This is a genomic window from Citrobacter sp. Cpo100, from assembly GCF_030332595.1.
Lineage (GTDB): Bacteria > Pseudomonadota > Gammaproteobacteria > Enterobacterales > Enterobacteriaceae > Citrobacter > Citrobacter portucalensis.
The window spans coordinates 1,359,878-1,378,657 of sequence record NZ_JAOWHM010000037.1 but is presented as its reverse complement, the minus strand read 5'-3'; the positions used below and the strand labels follow the sequence as shown (position 1 = coordinate 1,378,657).

Here is an 18,780-nt window from a genome sequence, read left to right as displayed (position 1 = left end):
GAACAATTAACGCTTAATATCAGACTTAAAATCGCGCTTGTCGTAACCGGTGTACAGCTGACGCGGACGCGCGATTTTCATGCCGTCGGTGTGCATTTCGTTCCAGTGTGCAATCCAGCCCACGGTACGTGCCATGGCGAAGATCACGGTGAACATGGAGGACGGAATACCCATCGCTTTCAGGATGATGCCGGAGTAGAAGTCTACGTTCGGGTAGAGTTTCTTCTCGATGAAGTACGGGTCGTTGAGCGCAATGTGCTCAAGTTCCATCGCCACTTCCAGCAGATCATCTTTGGTGCCCAGTTCTTTCAGTACTTCATGGCAGGTTTCACGCATGACGGTAGCGCGCGGGTCATAGTTTTTATAAACACGGTGACCAAAGCCCATCAGGCGGAAGGAATCATTCTTGTCTTTCGCGCGGCGAACAAATTCCGGAATGTGTTTAACAGAGCTGATTTCTTCCAGCATTTTCAGCGCAGCTTCGTTTGCGCCGCCGTGTGCCGGTCCCCACAGGGAAGCGATACCAGCCGCGATGCAGGCAAACGGGTTAGCGCCAGAAGAGCCCGCGGTACGTACGGTAGAGGTTGAGGCGTTCTGTTCGTGGTCAGCGTGCAGGATTAAGATACGGTCCATTGCGCGTTCCAGAATCGGATTCACTTCGTATTTTTCGCACGGCGTAGAGAACATCATGTTCAGGAAGTTACCGGCGTAGGAGAGATCGTTACGTGGGTATACGAACGGCTGCCCGATGGAATATTTGTAGCACATCGCTGCCATGGTTGGCATTTTGGACAGCAGGCGGAAGGCGGCGATTTCACGGTGACGCGCGTTGTTTACATCCAGCGAGTCATGATAGAACGCTGCCAGTGCTCCGGTTACACCGCACATAACGGCCATCGGGTGAGAGTCGCGGCGGAAACCGTGGAACAGACGGGTGATCTGCTCGTGGATCATGGTATGGCGAGTGACTGTGGTTTTGAACTCGTCGTACTCTTCCTGAGTCGGTTTTTCGCCGTACAGCAGGATATAACACACTTCCAGATAGTTGGACTCGGTCGCCAGTTGGTCAATCGGGAAGCCGCGATGCAGCAAAACACCTTCGTCACCGTCGATGAAAGTAATTTTGGATTCGCAGGATGCGGTAGAGGTGAAACCTGGGTCAAAAGTAAACATCCCTTTTGAGCCAAGGCTACGAATATCAATAACATCTTGACCGAGCGTACCTTTCAGCACATCCAGTTCAATAGCAGCGTCACCATTTAGAGTGAGTTTTGCTTTAGTATCAGCCATTTACGGTCTCCTTAGCGCCTTATTGCTTAAGACTGCCGGAACTTAAATTTGCCTTCGTGCATCAATAAACCGTTACCAGTTTGTTATTTGGCTCGCCGCTCTGCGAAAGAGGGGATGACCTGGGTACAGAGCTATGGGCGCTTGCAGGTAAAACGGTCTTTTCATGGCGAATAAACTGCAAATCAAGAACTTAGCAATCCGAATTATTTAACCTGTCTATCACTAATAACTGTCCTGAAGGTATTGGTCAATACTTCCACACTGTTACATAACTAAATCTCCGGTGAAAGAGTGACCCCATAACTTTTACGCATTATATGCTTTTTCTGGTGTCGTTTGTAACAACTTTGTTTAATGATTGTCAAATCAGATGATTAAAAATTAAAATAATGTTGTTATCGTGACCTATGTCACTGTTCGGGATAAAACCCGACAAACTATATGTAGGTTAATTGTAATGATTTTGTGAACGTCCTATACTGCCGCCAGGTCTCCGGAATACCCTGCAATCCCGAGCCAACCAGCGTTGTAACGTGTCGTTTTAGCATCTGGAAGCAGTGTTTTATATGACGCGTAGTTATAGTAAGGACGCTGTCTGACCCGCACGCAGACCGGAGGAAGGAAATCCCGTCGTCTTTCAGGCTACAGGTGTCTTCATCTTCTGTACCCGAAGTCTAAAGGGAATAATAAGAACAGCATGTGGGCGTTATTCATGATAAGAAATGTGAAAAAACAAAGACCTGTCAATCTGGATCTGCAAACGATCCGGTTCCCAATCACGGCGATAGCGTCCATTCTCCATCGCGTATCCGGAGTGATCACCTTTGTGGCGGTCGGGATTCTGTTGTGGTTATTGGGTACCAGCCTTTCCTCCCCTGAAGGTTTCCTCACCGCGTCATCCATTATGAATAACTTCTTTGTGGAGTTAATTCTGTGGGGGATCCTGATTGCGCTGGCATATCACGCCGTAATGGGCATTCGCCATCTGTTGATGGATTTTGGCTATATCGAAGAAACCCTCGAAGCAGGGACACGCTCCGCCAAAATTTGTTTCGTTATCATTGTCGTGCTTTCACTTCTCGCAGGAGTCCTCGTATGGTAAGCAACGCCTCCGCATTAGGACGCAACGGCGTACATGACTTCATTCTGGTCCGTGCTACCGCTATCGTTCTGACGTTATACATCATCTATATGGTCGGTTTCTTCGCCACCAGCGGCGAGCTGACGTATGAAGTCTGGACCGGTTTCTTCTCATCGGCATTCACCAAAGTCTTCACCCTGCTGGCACTTTTCTCCATCTTGATTCATGCCTGGATCGGCATGTGGCAGGTGTTGACCGACTACGTTAAACCTCTGGCTGTGCGCCTGATTCTGCAATTGGCTATCGTTGTTGCGCTGGTGGTTTACGTCATTTATGGATTTGTTGTGGTGTGGGGTGTGTAATGAAACTGCCAGTCAGAGAATTTGATGCTGTTGTGATTGGTGCCGGCGGCGCAGGTATGCGCGCGGCGCTGCAAATTTCCCAGAGCGGTCAGACCTGTGCGCTGCTCTCCAAAGTGTTCCCAACCCGTTCCCATACCGTATCCGCGCAGGGTGGCATCACCGTTGCGCTCGGTAATACCCATGAAGATAACTGGGAATGGCACATGTACGACACCGTTAAAGGGTCGGACTACATTGGTGACCAGGACGCTATTGAATATATGTGTAAAACCGGTCCGGAAGCGATTCTGGAGCTGGACCACATGGGGCTGCCGTTCTCTCGCCTCGACAATGGCACAATTTATCAACGTCCGTTTGGCGGCCAGTCGAAGAACTTCGGCGGCGAGCAGGCGGCTCGTACTGCGGCAGCGGCCGACCGTACCGGTCATGCGCTGTTGCACACGCTGTATCAGCAGAACCTGAAAAACCATACCACCATCTTCTCCGAGTGGTATGCGCTGGACCTGGTGAAAAACGCCGATGGCGCAGTTGTCGGTTGTACCGCGCTGTGTATCGAAACCGGTGAAGTGGTTTACTTCAAAGCCCGCGCGACTGTGCTGGCCACCGGCGGTGCTGGCCGTATTTATCAGTCCACTACTAATGCCCACATCAATACCGGTGACGGTGTTGGTATGGCTATCCGCGCTGGCGTGCCGGTGCAGGATATGGAGATGTGGCAGTTCCACCCAACCGGTATCGCCGGTGCAGGCGTTCTGGTAACAGAAGGCTGCCGTGGTGAAGGTGGCTACCTGCTGAACAAACACGGCGAGCGCTTCATGGAGCGTTATGCCCCGAATGCGAAAGACCTGGCGGGTCGTGACGTGGTGGCGCGTTCCATCATGATCGAAATTCGCGAAGGTCGCGGCTGCGACGGCCCGTGGGGTCCGCACGCCAAACTGAAACTCGACCACCTGGGTAAAGAAGTGCTGGAATCCCGTCTGCCGGGTATTCTCGAACTGTCCCGTACCTTTGCTCACGTTGACCCGGTCAAAGAGCCGATTCCGGTTATCCCAACCTGCCACTATATGATGGGCGGTATTCCGACCAAAGTAACTGGCCAGGCGTTGACCGTGAATGAGCAGGGCGAAGATGTGGTGATCCCTGGGCTGTTTGCCGTCGGCGAAATCGCCTGCGTATCGGTTCACGGCGCCAACCGTCTGGGCGGCAACTCGCTGCTGGACCTGGTAGTATTTGGTCGTGCGGTTGGTCTGCATCTGCAGGAATCCATCGCTGAGCAGGGTGACCTGCTGGATGCGACCGAAGATGAAATCGACGCTTCTCTGGCGCGTCTGAACCGCTGGAACGGTAACCGTAACGGTGAAGACCCGGTGGCGATTCGCAAAGCGCTGCAAGAATGTATGCAGCATAACTTCTCGGTATTCCGCGAAGGCGATGCGATGGCGAAAGGTCTGGAAGAGCTGAAAGCGATCCGCGAACGCCTGAAAAATGCCCGTCTGGACGATACCTCCAGCGAGTTCAACACCCAGCGCGTTGAGTGTCTGGAGTTGGATAACCTGATGGAGACCGCGTACGCCACTGCAGTATCTGCAAACTTCCGTACCGAAAGCCGTGGCGCGCATAGCCGCTTCGACTTCCCGGAACGTGATGATGAAAACTGGCTGTGCCATTCCCTGTACCTGCCAGAGTCGGAATCCATGACGCGACGTCAAGTCAATATGGAACCGAAGCTGCGCCCGGCATTCCCGCCGAAGATTCGTACTTATTAATGCGGAGACAGGACAATGAAACTCGAGTTTTCAGTTTATCGCTATAACCCGGATGTTGACGACGCTCCGCGCATGCAGGATTACACCCTGGAGGCGGAAGAAGGGCGCGACATGATGCTGCTGGATGCATTGATGCAGCTGAAAGAAAAAGATCCGTCGCTGTCGTTTCGTCGCTCCTGCCGTGAAGGGGTTTGTGGCTCCGACGGTCTGAACATGAACGGCAAAAATGGACTGGCCTGTATCACTCCTATTTCTGCGCTGAATCAGCCGGGCAAAAAAATTGTCATTCGCCCGCTGCCGGGTTTACCGGTTGTGCGCGATTTGGTGGTAGACATGGGGCAATTCTACGCACAGTATGAGAAGATTAAGCCTTACTTGTTGAATAATGGGAAAAATCCGCCAGCTCGTGAGCATTTACAAATGCCAGAGCAGCGTGAGAAGCTCGATGGGCTGTATGAATGTATTTTGTGTGCATGCTGCTCAACGTCCTGCCCATCATTCTGGTGGAACCCGGACAAATTTATTGGCCCGGCAGGCCTGCTGGCAGCGTATCGCTTCTTAATTGATAGCCGCGATACCGAGACCGACAGCCGCCTGGAAGGTTTAAGTGACGCTTTCAGCGTATTCCGCTGCCATAGCATCATGAACTGCGTCAGCGTATGTCCGAAAGGACTAAACCCGACGCGCGCCATTGGCCATATTAAGTCGATGCTGCTCAAACGTAGTGCGTAAGTAGTTGTAGTGGTTGCCGGATGGCGACGTAGCGTCTTATCCGGCCTACGGGTTACGTACCTTGTAGGCCTGATTAGCGAAGCGCCATCAGGCAATTTAAGTGCAGGAAACCTCTAAAAACTGCCACATTATTAGACAGTTTTTAAAGGTTCCTTAGCGGACGCAGATGACACGACAGTCCGCAACAAGTGAACCCCGGCACGCACATCGGTGTGCGTGGTAGTATCCACGGCGAAGTAAGCATACAAATGCTTAAGGGATCACGATGCAGAACAGCGCTTTGAAAGCCTGGTTGGACTCTTCTTACCTCTCTGGTTCTAACCAGAGCTGGATAGAACAGCTCTATGAAGACTTCTTAACCGACCCTGACTCGGTAGATGCTAACTGGCGTTCGACGTTCCAGCAGTTACCTGGTACCGGAGTCAAACCGGATCAACTTCACTCAAAAACACGTGATTATTTCCGTCGACAGGCGTTGATTACCCCACGTTACTCTTCTTCTATTTCCGACCCTGATGCCAATGTGAAGCAGGTTAAAGTCCTGCAGCTCATTAACGCCTACCGTTTCCGCGGTCATCAGCATGCGAATCTTGATCCGCTGGGACTGTGGCAGCAAGAAAATGTGGCCGATCTGGACCCGTCTTTCCACGATCTGACCGATGCGGATTTCCAGGAAAGCTTTAACGTAGGTTCTTTTGCCGGCGGCAAAGACACGATGAAGCTGAGCGACCTGGTTGTCGCGCTGAAACAAACCTACTGCGGCCCAATTGGCGCCGAGTATATGCACATCACCAGCACCGAAGAAAAACGTTGGCTTCAGCAGCGTATCGAGTCTGGCCGTGCCGCATTCAGTAGCGAAGAGAAAAAACGCTTCCTCAGTGAACTGACCGCAGCAGAAGGTCTGGAACGCTACCTGGGCGCTAAGTTCCCGGGCGCGAAACGCTTCTCGCTTGAAGGCGGCGATGCGTTAATCCCAATGCTCAAAGAGATGATCCGCCACGCCGGTAACAGCGGTACCCGTGAAGTGGTACTGGGCATGGCGCACCGTGGTCGTCTGAACGTTCTGGTTAACGTATTGGGCAAACGCCCGCAGGAACTGTTCGACGAATTTGCGGGCAAACATAAAGAACACCTCGGCACCGGTGACGTGAAGTACCACATGGGCTTCTCATCAGATATCGAAACCGAAGGCGGTCTGGTACACCTGGCGCTGGCGTTTAACCCGTCGCACCTGGAAATCGTTAGCCCGGTGGTTATCGGTTCCGTACGTGCACGTTTGGATCGTCTGGACGAACCGAGCAGCAATAAAGTCCTGCCAATCACCATTCACGGTGATGCGGCAGTTACCGGGCAGGGCGTGGTTCAGGAAACCCTGAACATGTCGAAAGCGCGTGGTTACGAAGTGGGCGGTACCGTTCGCATCGTTATCAACAACCAGGTGGGCTTCACTACGTCTAACCCGCTGGATGCGCGTTCTACACCGTACTGTACCGACATCGGTAAGATGGTTCAGGCGCCGATTTTCCACGTGAACGCGGATGACCCGGAAGCGGTCGCTTTCGTGACGCGTCTGGCGCTGGATTTCCGTAATACCTTTAAACGCGATGTCTTCATCGATCTGGTGTGCTACCGCCGTCACGGCCACAACGAAGCCGACGAGCCGAGCGCAACCCAGCCGCTGATGTATCAGAAAATCAAAAAGCATCCGACCCCGCGCAAAATCTACGCTGATAAGCTGGAAGCGGACAAGGTCGCCACGCTGGAAGATGCGACCGAGATGGTCAATCTGTACCGTGACGCGCTGGATGCTGGCGAATGCGTAGTGAAAGAGTGGCGTCCAATGAACATGCACTCCTTCACCTGGTCGCCGTACCTCAACCACGAATGGGATGAAAACTACCCGAACAAAGTTGAGATGAAGCGTCTGCAGGAGCTGGCAAAACGCATCAGCACCGTACCTGAAGCGGTTGAAATGCAGTCGCGTGTTGCCAAGATTTACGGCGACCGTCAGGCCATGGCCGCAGGCGAGAAGCTGTTTGACTGGGGTGGTGCAGAGAATCTGGCTTACGCCACGCTGGTTGACGAAGGCATTCCGGTCCGTCTGTCGGGTGAAGACTCCGGTCGCGGTACCTTCTTCCACCGTCACGCGGTGATTCATAACCAGGCGAACGGTTCAACCTACACTCCGCTGCAGCATGTGCATAACGGACAAGGCACCTTCCGCGTATGGGACTCCGTGCTGTCTGAAGAAGCCGTGCTGGCGTTCGAGTACGGTTATGCCACAGCAGAACCGCGCACGCTAACCATCTGGGAAGCACAGTTCGGTGACTTCGCTAACGGTGCACAGGTCGTTATCGACCAGTTCATCTCTTCCGGCGAGCAGAAATGGGGCCGTATGTGTGGTCTGGTTATGCTGCTGCCGCACGGCTATGAAGGTCAGGGTCCGGAGCACTCCTCCGCGCGTCTGGAACGTTATCTGCAACTTTGCGCTGAACAAAACATGCAGGTTTGCGTCCCGTCTACCCCGGCGCAGGTTTACCACATGCTGCGTCGTCAGGCGCTGCGCGGTATGCGTCGTCCGCTGGTGGTGATGTCACCGAAGTCGCTGCTGCGTCATCCGCTGGCGGTGTCTACGCTGGACGAACTGGCAAATGGTACTTTCCTGCCAGCCATTGGCGAAGTAGATGAACTTGATCCTAAAGGCGTGAAGCGTGTCGTGATGTGTTCTGGTAAGGTTTATTACGACCTGCTGGAGCAACGCCGCAAGAACGACCAAAAAGATGTCGCCATTGTGCGCATCGAACAGCTCTATCCGTTCCCGCATAAAGCGGTGCAGGAAGCGCTGAAACCATTTGCTCACGTACATGATTTTGTCTGGTGCCAGGAAGAGCCGCTCAACCAGGGCGCATGGTACTGCAGCCAGCATCATTTCCGTGAAGTAATTCCATTTGGGTCAGCTCTGCGTTATGCAGGTCGCCCGGCCTCTGCCTCTCCGGCAGTAGGGTATATGTCCGTTCACCAGAAGCAGCAACAAGATCTGGTAAATGACGCGCTGAACGTCGATTAAATAAAGGATAAATAATGAGTAGCGTAGATATTCTTGTTCCCGACCTGCCTGAATCCGTAGCGGATGCAACGGTTGCAACCTGGCACAAAAAACCGGGCGATGCAGTACGTCGTGATGAAGTACTGGTAGAAATCGAAACTGACAAAGTGGTACTGGAAGTACCGGCATCAGCGGACGGTATTCTTGATGCGGTTCTGGAAGATGAAGGGACAACCGTCACTTCTCGCCAGATCCTCGGTCGCCTGCGTGAAGGCAACAGCACCGGTAAAGAAACCAGTGCTAAGTCTGAAGAGAAAGATTCTACTCCGGCACAGCGCCAGCAGGCGTCTCTTGCTGAGCAGAACAACGATGCCCTGAGCCCGGCGATCCGTCGCCTGCTGGGTGAGCATAACCTCGAAGCCAGCGCTATCAACGGCACCGGTGTCGGCGGTCGTATCACCCGTGAAGATGTTGAAAAACATCTGGCGAAAGCTCCGGCTGCGAAAGCCGAAGCAAAAGCGCCGGCTGCAGCACCTGCACCGCAGGCTCAACTGGGCGCGCGTGGCGAAAAACGTGTTCCGATGACCCGTCTGCGCAAACGCGTAGCCGAGCGTCTGCTGGAAGCGAAAAATTCTACCGCCATGCTGACCACGTTCAACGAAGTCAACATGAAGCCAATCATGGACCTGCGTAAGCAATACGGTGATGCGTTCGAGAAACGCCACGGTATCCGTCTGGGCTTTATGTCTTTCTACGTGAAAGCGGTTGTTGAAGCGCTGAAACGCTATCCGGAAGTGAACGCGTCCATCGACGGCGATGACGTGGTTTACCACAACTACTTTGATGTCAGCATGGCGGTCTCCACGCCGCGTGGCCTGGTCACGCCGGTCCTGCGTGATGTGGATCTGCTGGGTATGGCTGACATTGAGAAGAATATTAAAGAACTGGCAGTTAAAGGTCGCGACGGCAAGTTGACGGTTGAAGATCTGACGGGTGGTAACTTCACCATCACTAACGGTGGTGTGTTCGGTTCCCTGATGTCCACGCCGATCATCAACCCACCGCAGAGCGCCATCCTGGGTATGCATGCCATCAAAGATCGTCCGATGGCGGTAGACGGCAAGGTTGAAATCCTGCCGATGATGTATCTGGCGCTGTCTTATGACCACCGTCTGATCGATGGTCGTGAGTCAGTAGGCTTCCTGGTAACTATTAAAGAGTTGCTGGAAGATCCAACGCGTCTGCTGCTGGACGTGTAGTTAATAAGAGTATCACCTGCCCCGTAGGTCTGGACGCTTATCAGACCTACGGGTAAAAGATAACGATTACCTGAAGGATGGACAGAACACATGAACTTACATGAATATCAGGCAAAACAACTTTTTGCCCGCTATGGCTTACCGGCACCGGTGGGTTATGCCTGTACTACTCCGCGTGAAGCCGAAGAAGCTGCATCTAAAATCGGCGCTGGCCCGTGGGTAGTGAAATGTCAGGTTCACGCTGGTGGCCGTGGTAAAGCGGGCGGTGTGAAGGTGGTAAACAGCAAAGAAGACATTCGCGCTTTTGCTGAACACTGGCTGGGTAAACGTCTGGTCACTTACCAGACAGATGCTCATGGCCAACCGGTAAATCAGATTCTGGTTGAAGCCGCGACCGACATTGGTAAAGAACTTTACCTCGGCGCAGTTGTTGACCGTAGCTCCCGTCGCGTGGTCTTCATGGCCTCTACCGAAGGCGGCGTGGAAATCGAAAAAGTAGCGGAAGAAACCCCGCACCTGATCCACAAAGTGGCGCTCGATCCGCTGGCAGGCCCGATGCCTTACCAGGGTCGTGAGCTGGCGTTCAAACTGGGTCTGGAAGGTAAACAGGTTCAGCAGTTCACCAAGATCTTCATGGGTCTGGCGACTATCTTCCTAGAGCGCGATCTGGCGCTGATCGAAATCAACCCGCTGGTTGTGACCAAACAGGGGGACCTGATCTGCCTCGACGGCAAACTGGGCGCTGACGGCAACGCACTGTTCCGCCAGGCTGACCTGCGCGAAATGCGCGACCAGTCTCAGGAAGATCCGCGTGAAGCGCAGGCTGCACAGTGGGAACTGAACTACGTCGCACTGGACGGTAACATCGGTTGTATGGTTAACGGTGCGGGCCTGGCAATGGGCACCATGGACATCGTTAAGCTGCACGGCGGCGAACCGGCTAACTTCCTCGACGTTGGCGGCGGTGCGACCAAAGAGCGTGTAACCGAAGCGTTCAAAATTATCCTCTCTGATGACAATGTTAAAGCCGTACTGGTTAACATCTTCGGCGGTATCGTACGTTGCGATCTGATCGCTGACGGTATCATCGGCGCGGTAGCAGAAGTAGGTGTAAACGTTCCGGTCGTGGTACGTCTGGAAGGTAACAACGCTGAACTCGGCGCGAAAAAACTGGCTGATAGCGGCCTGAATATTATTGCAGCGAAAAGTCTGACGGATGCAGCTCAGCAGGTTGTTGCCGCAGTGGAGGGGAAATAATGTCAGTTTTAATTAATAAAGATACCAAGGTTATCTGCCAGGGCTTCACCGGTAGCCAGGGGACATTCCACTCCGAACAAGCGATCGCTTACGGTACGCAAATGGTCGGTGGCGTTACGCCGGGCAAAGGCGGCACCACGCATCTGGGTCTGCCAGTGTTCAACACCGTACGTGAAGCGGTAGAAGCGACCGGCGCAACCGCCACCGTTATCTATGTTCCGGCACCGTTCTGCAAAGATTCAATTCTGGAAGCAATCGATGCAGGCATCAAGCTTATCATCACCATCACCGAAGGTATCCCAACGCTGGATATGCTGACCGTGAAAGTGAAGCTGGATGAAGCTGGCGTACGCATGATCGGCCCGAACTGCCCAGGCGTTATCACTCCGGGTGAATGTAAAATCGGTATCATGCCGGGCCACATTCACAAGCCGGGTAAAGTGGGTATCGTTTCCCGTTCAGGTACCCTGACCTATGAAGCGGTTAAGCAGACCACCGACTATGGTTTCGGCCAGTCTACCTGTGTGGGTATCGGTGGCGACCCGATCCCTGGCTCTAACTTCATCGACATCCTGAAGCTGTTCCAGGAAGATCCGCAGACTGAAGCAATCGTCATGATCGGTGAGATCGGCGGTAGCGCGGAAGAAGAAGCGGCTGCTTACATCAAAGATCATGTAACCAAGCCGGTTGTAGGTTACATCGCGGGCGTGACTGCGCCGAAAGGTAAGCGTATGGGTCACGCGGGTGCGATTATCGCGGGTGGTAAAGGTACAGCGGATGAGAAATTCGCTGCGCTGGAAGCCGCAGGCGTGAAAACTGTTCGTAGCCTGGCCGATATCGGCGAAGCGCTGAAAACCGTTATTAAGTAAGAAATAAAAAACAGCCCTGACTCTCTGCATAGTCAAGGGCTGGTCCCGTTTCGACATGGTTGGCCATCTGATGATGGCCTTTTTTTTGCCGGGAATTTACCGTTCAGCCAGCGTTTTCAACCAGCGAATTCCGCTTTCCGGTGAGGTCATTACCGGCACCGGCGGGGAAGGGAGCTGTTGTAAAACGCGCGCCATCGAAGCCTGTGCCAGCATCACGACATCCGCCTGGGTAAAGGCGCTCTGTAACCCTTCACTGACGATACGGTCATGGGTATCCATATCTCCCGTCAGCAGCGCGTGGAATGCCTCCTCCATTAATACAGGCGTAATGGTTCGCGATTTACCGCTTTGCTGAACTTTACGCTGGACGTAATCCAGCGTTGGCTTCAGCGTGGTTGCCACGGTTGCCAACACGGCGATCCGCTCGCCTTTTTCAATCGCCTCTTCCACCATCGCGCAGTCAATGCGCGCGAGCTGGAGTGGGGTCATAAACTGGCATTGCTCCACCGCAGTACCAATTGAAGAGCAGGCGGTAATAAAGATATCGCAGTCCGCCTTTTCAGCAATATGCACATAGTCGGCGATGCGGGCGGCAATATTTGGCGATACGCCTCCGGCTTTCATCACCTGTTTAATCATCGACTCCTCGACCAGATGCATCACTTCCACTTCCGGCATAATGTCGGCGATCAGCTGTTGCATCATCGCAAGGGTGGCTGCACTGGTATGCAGCATGGCGACCTTTTTCATTGGGCAATCTCCTTAAGTAATATTTCTGCGACGGACAGCGCCGCATCATGATCTTCCTGCGCGGATAAACCGCCCACTGCGACGGCTCCAAGGCATTTCCCCTGGTGCAGAATCGGGATCCCGCCCGGCAGCGCCGTAAAACGCGGATCGGCAAAATAGCTAATATCCAGCTGCTCTTTTTGCAGACGCTGTAAAAATGCCTGCGTGGTGCAGCCCAGGCGGCTGCTGGTGCGCGCTTTACGCTGGGTTAACTCGATGGTTAACAGTTTGGCGTTATCCATCCGCGCAAAGCTAAGCAGTTCTCCATTGGCATCGCATACGGCCACGCTTAACGGGCGATTTGCATAACGTGTTTCGGCGAGTTCGAGCGCACAGGTTACGGCGCGCAGGGCCTGTCCCAGAGTGAGAGTTGTCATCGTGATTATCCTTTCGACAGATTTTCGCAAGCGGGTTGAACGGGATCTTTGGCTGCTGCTGCCTGCGCCTGTCTGGCGTCTTTTTTGCGCCAGTAGTTGGCGAGCAGCGAGCCGCTAACGTTACCCAGCGGTGTCATCACCGCTGAGGCGAGTCCTACCGTTGCCAGTTTGCCCATCGCGGCGGCAAGCCCTGACGCCATACCGCCGTTTTGCAGGCCGACTTCAAAGGCCACGGTACGGGCAGACTGCACGTCCATGCGGAAGATCCAGCGGCTCATCAGATAACCAATCAGGAAGCCGCCGAGGTTATGCATCAACATGGCGAAGCAGAGCAGGAAACCGACCTGCACCAGGTTGTCGCGCCCGGCGGCGGCGGCGGTGGTGGTAAAGAAAATGATCCCCATCATTGAGATGGTTGGCATGACCTTCTTCACGCCCGCCACGCGGCCATACAGCCAGTTGTAGAACAATGCCCAAACGAGGCCGCCTGCTACGAAGTTGAGGACCACCGCGTACATCTGCGCTTCGGCGCTGGCATGACCAAACAGCGCGTCCCAGCCGCCGGCAATCATATACAGCAGCCAAATTGCGCCGATCCCGGCCAGCATCTGGACAACACGGCGTCCGCGCACGCCTGCATAGGTTTTCAGATAGTCATGCAGAATTGCTGCGCCGATGGGAATTAATACGATTTTCACCACGTCCATCACCATCGCGGTGAGCTGGATATCAATCATTGAACCCGCCAGCAGATTAACCCACAGCGGCGTCATTACCGTTGCCGCCAGCGTTGAGACTGCGGCGATTGATACCGCCAGCGCGAGGTTGGCGTTGGCGATGTAAACCATCACCGTCGACGAGAGACCGCTGGGGCAAGCGCCAATCAACAAAATGCCCACCGCTACTTCAGGCGGAAAATCAAAGATCAGGGTAATGCTCAGGCCGAGCAGGGGCATGATCACGAAATGGCAGAAGGTACCGATAAAAACTGCCCACGGCATTTTGGCGACATCAATAAAATCCTGGATCGTTAGCTTGGTGCCCATGCTGAACATGGTGGCCTGAATCACAAGGAACACGATCCATTTATGGGTGATATTGAAACCGCCCCAGACGATCAGATCCGTAGACCAGGTCATGGCGGCAACAAAACCGGCGATGATCCACAACGTAAACTGATAGCTGCGTAAACCAGGCCAGTAGCCTGCACCGGCGGCGAATCCGACGGTGAACATCACCAGCCCCGGCTGCCACAGCGCCGTGGACTGGATGAGCGCGCCGATAATCGCCAGCGCCACGCCCGCAACGCTGACGCCGAGTCCGGTTTTGTGAATAACAGTGGTCATAGTCATGTTGAAATGTCCTTGCTGTTGTTATTGCTGCCGGGGTGGAATAGATAACATGCGCCGCGCAATTTCCGGTGTGGCGACTTTTTTATCCATACTCTGAATGAGCGTAGCGAGTTTGGCTACCTGCTGATAATTATGCTGAGCTTTTTCTTCGGCGCTTAAATAATAACTATCTTCATAGCCGATTCGCACTTCACTGGCACCCATAGCGACCGCGGCAGCGATAATATCGAAATTCCTTCTGCCAAAATGAGTAATTCCCCATAAGGCGTCGCGTGGGATCATGCTACGCAGAGCAATTAATGCATCAACGGTTGCAGGCGTACTGCCGCGGTGACCGAGAACGATATTAAAGAGCATGGGTTTTTGAAATTTTATTTTATCTTCAAGCATCAGGATGTTATTAATCATGCCGATTTCAAAAACTTCAAACTCTGGAATAATATGGCGTTCGGTTATTTGCCGTGAACAATATTCCACGTCCGGACCGGGATTAAAATACACCGCATCACCGAGGTTAACGGAACCGACGTTCAGCGAGGCCATCTCCACGCCGGGGCAGGCCAGTGGCGCGCAGCGCTCGGCGATGGACATCGAAGAGACGCCGCCGGTAGAAGCCTGAATAATCAGGTTTGAATGGCGCATAACGCGGTCAATGGTTGCCTGAAAGTCGGTAGTATCTGGCGTCAGGCGTCCCTGTTTATCGCGAACGTGTAAATGGACGATGGACGCGCCATGTTCTACGCTGGCGAGTATTTCCTGCGCCAGTTCTTCGGGTATAACTCTGGGGCAATCCGCGGCAACGGGTGCCAGCGAAATAATAACAGTATCCGACATTTTTTCCTCCGGTACAGAGATATTAAAATTATAGGTAAGGCGTTATCCAGCGTAATGATTCCGGCCCTGATGTTGATGGTTGATATTCACAGCCAATCCAGTCCTGGTAATTCATTTTTCTTATAAAATTAAATAGCCATGCTTCATTTAACTCCCCGGTTCCCGGTTCATGGCGATAAGGAACAGAAGCGATTTGAAAATGTTTAATAAGGGTAAAATAGCGTTCGATATTTTTCGCCACGTTGCCATGAGTTTTCTGACAGTGGTAAATATCAAACTGTAAGCCGATATTCTTCTTACCAACCTCGTGAATGATAGATTCAGCCAGCGGGAAACTGTCAATAAAATAACCGGGCATATCCTGCGAATTTAATGGTTCAATCAGTACATCGATTTCCGCGTCTGCCATCACATCGCAGGCGATGCGCAGTCGATTCGTCAGGAGGTCGCGCTGGGCGTGCAGCGTCAGGTCATTGCAGCGCAAGCCGGACATAACGTGAACCCGGCGACAACCCAGTGCCGTGGCGTAATCTCGCGCCACGTTCAGGCTGTGATGAAATTCCTGGTCTCGACCGGGCAATGCTGCGAGTCCCCGTTCACCCTGTGCCCAGTTGCCAGCCGGGGCGTTCATTAGCACCACCGGCAGAGAAGTTTCCCGCTGAGCGGCCCGCAAATGCTCCAGCGGGTGCTGCCAGAGAAACAGCCCTTCTACGCCGCGAAAACCGGCTGCTTTTGCCGCCTGAAATCGACCCGCTATCGGTAAATCAGTAAATAACCAGTCGAGGTTAGCCGCTAACTTCAGCATGGCGTGCACCCTCCCGGCCATCAACCAGATGCAGCTTAACGCCCTGGCTGACAATAGTCTGCTGCGCATTTTCCGGTAACCGGTTATCAGAAATAATGTCGGTTAACTGCTCCAGCCCACAGATGTGGAACATGCCGTATTTGCCAAATTTACTGCTGTCACAGACCAGTACCCGACGCCGGGAGACGGTAAGCACCGCTTCTTTGACCGAGGCTTTCCCTTCACTCGGCGTCGACATGCCGCGCTCGGTATCCCACGACGATGAACTGAGAAACGCCACATCAATATTAATGGTGCGCAGAAAACTGGCGGCGCTTTTGCCAAGACATGAGCGGTTACGCTGATCCACCAGACCGCCGGTGTGATAGAGCGTAATGTGTGGCATATCCATCAGATAGTGGCTGATGGAAAAATCGTTGGTGACTACCGTCAGATTGAAACAGTGGCTGGCGGCTACCGCTTTCGCCACTTCAAACAACGATGTTCCGGCATCCAGATACAGCGTTTGTCCGGGCTCAATGAGCATTGCGGCGAGCTGGCCCATTTTGCGCTTCACATCATGATTCAACTCGGCTTTTTCCCGCCACGGCAGTTCGGATTTCAGCAGGTTATTGAGCTTCACGCCGCCGTTAATGGCGATAACTTTGCCTTCTTCTTCCAGCAACTGAATGTCGCGACGTACGGTCATATGCGACACGCTCATTAGATCTGCCAGTTCATTAAATGAGGCGGCATTTTTTTCGTGCACGTAGCGGTAGATAAAATCACGTCGTTGCTCGGGGATCATCATGTCACCTCACGCTTGCCGGGAATGTTCAAGTTCGGCCACCGCCTCTTCTGAGAGCGGAACATAGCCGAGCGGTTTTAATGTCAGCCAGATGCGGGCGCTGTCTTCTAGTTCCTCGGCGTTAAACACCGCCTCACGCAGCGAGCGACCGCTTACTACCGGCCCGTGATTGGCCAGCAACGCAGCCGTATGATCTGCCGCGATTTCACTCAGTGCGCTGGCAATGCCTTCATGGCCGGGCTTGAAATAAGGCAGCAGCGGTAGCTGTCCGACGCGCATCACATAGTATGGCGTTAGTGGCGGTAGACAGTTTTCTGGTGTGGAGCAAGGCAGACAGGAGAGCGCGGTCAGCCATGGAGAATGCAGGTGCACAACCGCGCCGCAGGATGGCCGATGCCGATACCACGCCAGATGCATGGGTACCTCTTTTGACGGTTTGTCGCCGCTAAGATGCACGCCGTTGGCATCCAGCCTACTTAGCGTGGCAGGATCAAGCTCACCCAGGCAGGAGTTGGTCGGGGTCACCAGATAGCCGCCATCCGGCAATTTGACGCTGAGGTTGCCGGAGCCGCCGCTGCTGTAACCACGCATAAACAAGGAACGGCCATAGTGGACGAGTAGTTCGCGTAGTTGGTGTTCACTCACCGGATTCATAATGCGTACTCCTGGGCTGTAAAAAAGAAATCTTCGTCACCAAAGTTGCCTGACTTCAGCGCCAGCGCCAGACCGGAGGAAAATACCCACGGCACGCCAGGCGCAATGGCTTTGCCAACGGACAGACGCTTCACCTGCAGTGCCTCTACCACGGTGCCGGATGTTTCTCCGCCTGCGACGATAAAGGTGTTTACACCTGCAACTTGTAGCTTTGCGCTCAGTCGGGAAAAAGCGTGTTCGATCGCCTGGCTGGCAGTCTGTTCGCCGTACTCTTGTTGAATGCGTTGGAGTACGTCTGGCGGCTGGGTGGCGTATATCATCGGCGCGAATGGGTCGTTGATATGCGTCATCGCCCAGGCACACAGTTCATCAGTGTAGCGTTCTGTATCAGACAGGCAGCGGGCCACGTCGAGTACACGAGAGGCTGCTGCGGCCTTATAGCGATTGACCTGACGATTACTCATTGCAGAACAGCTACCGGAGAACACCACCGTTTTAGCGGGTAGTGGAAAAGCGTCCGGCGGCATGGTTTGCTGAGTTCCGGTGCAGGCGGCCAGTGCGCCACCGAGCCCGGAGCCCCCGGCTAACAGAGGGCTGGCATGGAGTGCCTGCGCCAGCGTGGTGAGATCTGCTTCATCCAGCGTATCGACGATAACGTGACGCGTACCTTCAGCCTGAAGTTGGGCCAGAGCGTTAGTGACCGCTTCCACACCTTGACGCAGCGTCGTGAGGTTGATGCAACTAACCTTGCCTGGCGTTTGCGCGCTCAGCAGGCGCGGCAGGCTGGCATCGGTCATAGGATTAAGCGGATGCTTTTCCATCCCGGATTCGTTAAGCAGTACGCCATTTACAAAAAGATGGCCATGCACCACCGTGCGCCCGTTTTGCGGCAGGGCGGGGCAGTGGACGATCACGGGTGTATGCAGCTCGTTCATCAACGCATCGCTGACCGGTCCAATGTTGCCTGTTGGCGTGGAGTCGAACGTCGAACAATATTTAAAATAGATCTGGCGGACACCTGCCTTTTGTTTCAGCCAGCGGGCACAGGACAGAGATTGTGCGATGGCCTGTTCTGCGGGTAATGAGCGGCTTTTCAGCGAGATGACGATAGCGTCAACCTCTTCATTCCAGCATTGAGTGGTATCAGGCATTCCGGGCAGTAGCGCAACGCGCCACCCCTGCTGCGCCATAAAGCTTGCAATGTCCGTTGCGCCGGTGAAATCGTCGGCGATAACGCCTGTGGTGACGGCCATGGATCAACTCCGTTCAGATTGTTTGCTAATTGAACATATTATTCAGGAGGGCCTTTCACATTCACATGATGATTATCACAAATAAGCACATCATTGATTCACAGTAAAAATGAGTAATCTATTGAAAATAATGGATAAAGATGTTTGGTGTTGCGAAAAGAGCCTCACAAGAGAGTGTGAAGATTCGTTAATCTTTGAGAAAGCGAAGTCAGTAGTGTGCAGTGGAGTATTATCGTGGTCGCTATAATTCTCTTGCCAATTGATCAT

Annotated in this window: 17 protein-coding genes and 1 pseudogene; 8 read left to right on the top strand and 10 right to left on the bottom strand. The window is 53.5% G+C overall.

Translation table 11 applies throughout. The features are described from left to right. Positions 1 to 6: 6 nt before the first annotated feature. Together OGX96_RS22375 and OGX96_RS22370 are read right to left on the bottom strand one after the other, a co-directional pair. Entirely contained in the window at positions 7 to 1,290 is a 1,284-nt protein-coding gene (locus OGX96_RS22375; protein ID WP_003831404.1) for a citrate synthase, read from the bottom strand. Positions 1,291 to 1,493: 203 nt separating this feature from the next. Further along, positions 1,494 to 1,604, bottom strand: a pseudogene (locus OGX96_RS22370) (hypothetical protein). A gap of 383 nt (positions 1,605 to 1,987) precedes the next feature. On the opposite strand from OGX96_RS22370, the gene sdhC reads away from it, so the two are divergent. The 8 genes from sdhC (at position 1,988) to sucD (ending at position 11,662) form a co-directional block, all read left to right on the top strand. Beyond that, complete coding sequence (sdhC, locus tag OGX96_RS22365; protein ID WP_003831406.1) at positions 1,988 to 2,392, top strand: succinate dehydrogenase cytochrome b556 subunit; 405 nt, start codon at positions 1,988 to 1,990, stop codon at positions 2,390 to 2,392. Beyond that, the gene (gene sdhD, locus OGX96_RS22360; RefSeq protein WP_003831408.1) at positions 2,386 to 2,733 is read left to right on the top strand and encodes a succinate dehydrogenase membrane anchor subunit; all 348 of its coding nucleotides are present in this window, start codon (positions 2,386 to 2,388) and stop codon (positions 2,731 to 2,733) included. Before sdhC ends, sdhD begins: the two co-directional genes overlap by 7 nt. After that, complete coding sequence (sdhA, locus tag OGX96_RS22355; protein ID WP_003831409.1) at positions 2,733 to 4,499, top strand: succinate dehydrogenase flavoprotein subunit; 1,767 nt, start codon at positions 2,733 to 2,735, stop codon at positions 4,497 to 4,499. The genes sdhD and sdhA overlap by 1 nt, the downstream gene beginning before the upstream one ends. A 15-nt stretch (positions 4,500 to 4,514) precedes the next feature. Beyond that, positions 4,515 to 5,231, top strand: a complete 717-nt coding sequence (sdhB, locus tag OGX96_RS22350) for a succinate dehydrogenase iron-sulfur subunit SdhB (protein WP_003022921.1) — start codon at positions 4,515 to 4,517, stop codon at positions 5,229 to 5,231. A gap of 265 nt (positions 5,232 to 5,496) precedes the next feature. Further along, complete coding sequence (gene sucA, locus OGX96_RS22345; protein ID WP_003831411.1) at positions 5,497 to 8,298, top strand: 2-oxoglutarate dehydrogenase E1 component; 2,802 nt, start codon at positions 5,497 to 5,499, stop codon at positions 8,296 to 8,298. 14 nt (positions 8,299 to 8,312) lie between these two features. Beyond that, entirely contained in the window at positions 8,313 to 9,536 is a 1,224-nt protein-coding gene (gene odhB, locus OGX96_RS22340; RefSeq protein ID WP_003022925.1) for a 2-oxoglutarate dehydrogenase complex dihydrolipoyllysine-residue succinyltransferase, read from the top strand. A gap of 90 nt (positions 9,537 to 9,626) precedes the next feature. After that, positions 9,627 to 10,793: an ADP-forming succinate--CoA ligase subunit beta gene (gene sucC, locus OGX96_RS22335; protein ID WP_003022927.1), complete on the top strand. Its 1,167-nt coding sequence runs from the start codon at positions 9,627 to 9,629 to the stop codon at positions 10,791 to 10,793. Beyond that, positions 10,793 to 11,662 (top strand): succinate--CoA ligase subunit alpha, encoded by an 870-nt coding sequence (sucD, locus tag OGX96_RS22330; protein ID WP_003022929.1) that lies wholly within the window; start codon positions 10,793 to 10,795, stop codon positions 11,660 to 11,662. Before sucC ends, sucD begins: the two co-directional genes overlap by 1 nt. A 96-nt stretch (positions 11,663 to 11,758) precedes the next feature. Here sucD and OGX96_RS22325 read toward each other — a convergent pair whose 3' ends face one another. The 8 genes from OGX96_RS22325 to otnK are packed head-to-tail and all read right to left on the bottom strand — an operon-like array spanning position 11,759 to position 18,513. Continuing rightward, on the bottom strand, positions 11,759 to 12,412 hold the full coding sequence (locus OGX96_RS22325; RefSeq protein ID WP_286584214.1) for an aspartate/glutamate racemase family protein: 654 nt from the start codon (positions 12,410 to 12,412) through the stop codon (positions 11,759 to 11,761). After that, positions 12,409 to 12,828 (bottom strand): GlcG/HbpS family heme-binding protein, encoded by a 420-nt coding sequence (locus tag OGX96_RS22320; RefSeq protein WP_060682564.1) that lies wholly within the window; start codon positions 12,826 to 12,828, stop codon positions 12,409 to 12,411. Before OGX96_RS22320 ends, OGX96_RS22325 begins: the two co-directional genes overlap by 4 nt. A gap of 5 nt (positions 12,829 to 12,833) precedes the next feature. Further along, a complete protein-coding gene (locus tag OGX96_RS22315) occupies positions 12,834 to 14,180 on the bottom strand; it encodes a bile acid:sodium symporter family protein (protein WP_048235850.1) in 1,347 nt (448 codons plus the stop codon). Between the two features lie 21 nt (positions 14,181 to 14,201). Further along, a complete protein-coding gene (locus tag OGX96_RS22310; RefSeq protein WP_286584213.1) occupies positions 14,202 to 15,014 on the bottom strand; it encodes a beta-keto acid cleavage family enzyme in 813 nt (270 codons plus the stop codon). A 28-nt stretch (positions 15,015 to 15,042) separates the two neighbouring features. Then, on the bottom strand, positions 15,043 to 15,819 hold the full coding sequence (locus OGX96_RS22305) for a hydroxypyruvate isomerase family protein (RefSeq protein ID WP_020996542.1): 777 nt from the start codon (positions 15,817 to 15,819) through the stop codon (positions 15,043 to 15,045). Continuing rightward, complete coding sequence (locus OGX96_RS22300) at positions 15,800 to 16,609, bottom strand: DeoR/GlpR family DNA-binding transcription regulator (RefSeq protein ID WP_008784145.1); 810 nt, start codon at positions 16,607 to 16,609, stop codon at positions 15,800 to 15,802. Before OGX96_RS22300 ends, OGX96_RS22305 begins: the two co-directional genes overlap by 20 nt. A 6-nt stretch (positions 16,610 to 16,615) precedes the next feature. Next, positions 16,616 to 17,260 carry a 3-oxo-tetronate 4-phosphate decarboxylase gene (otnC, locus tag OGX96_RS22295; protein WP_008784146.1) on the bottom strand — a complete coding sequence of 215 codons (645 nt, stop codon included), beginning with the start codon at positions 17,258 to 17,260 and terminating at the stop codon, positions 16,616 to 16,618. Beyond that, entirely contained in the window at positions 17,257 to 18,513 is a 1,257-nt protein-coding gene (gene otnK / locus OGX96_RS22290; RefSeq protein WP_286584212.1) for a 3-oxo-tetronate kinase, read from the bottom strand. Before otnK ends, otnC begins: the two co-directional genes overlap by 4 nt. Between the last annotated feature and the right edge of the window lie 267 nt (positions 18,514 to 18,780).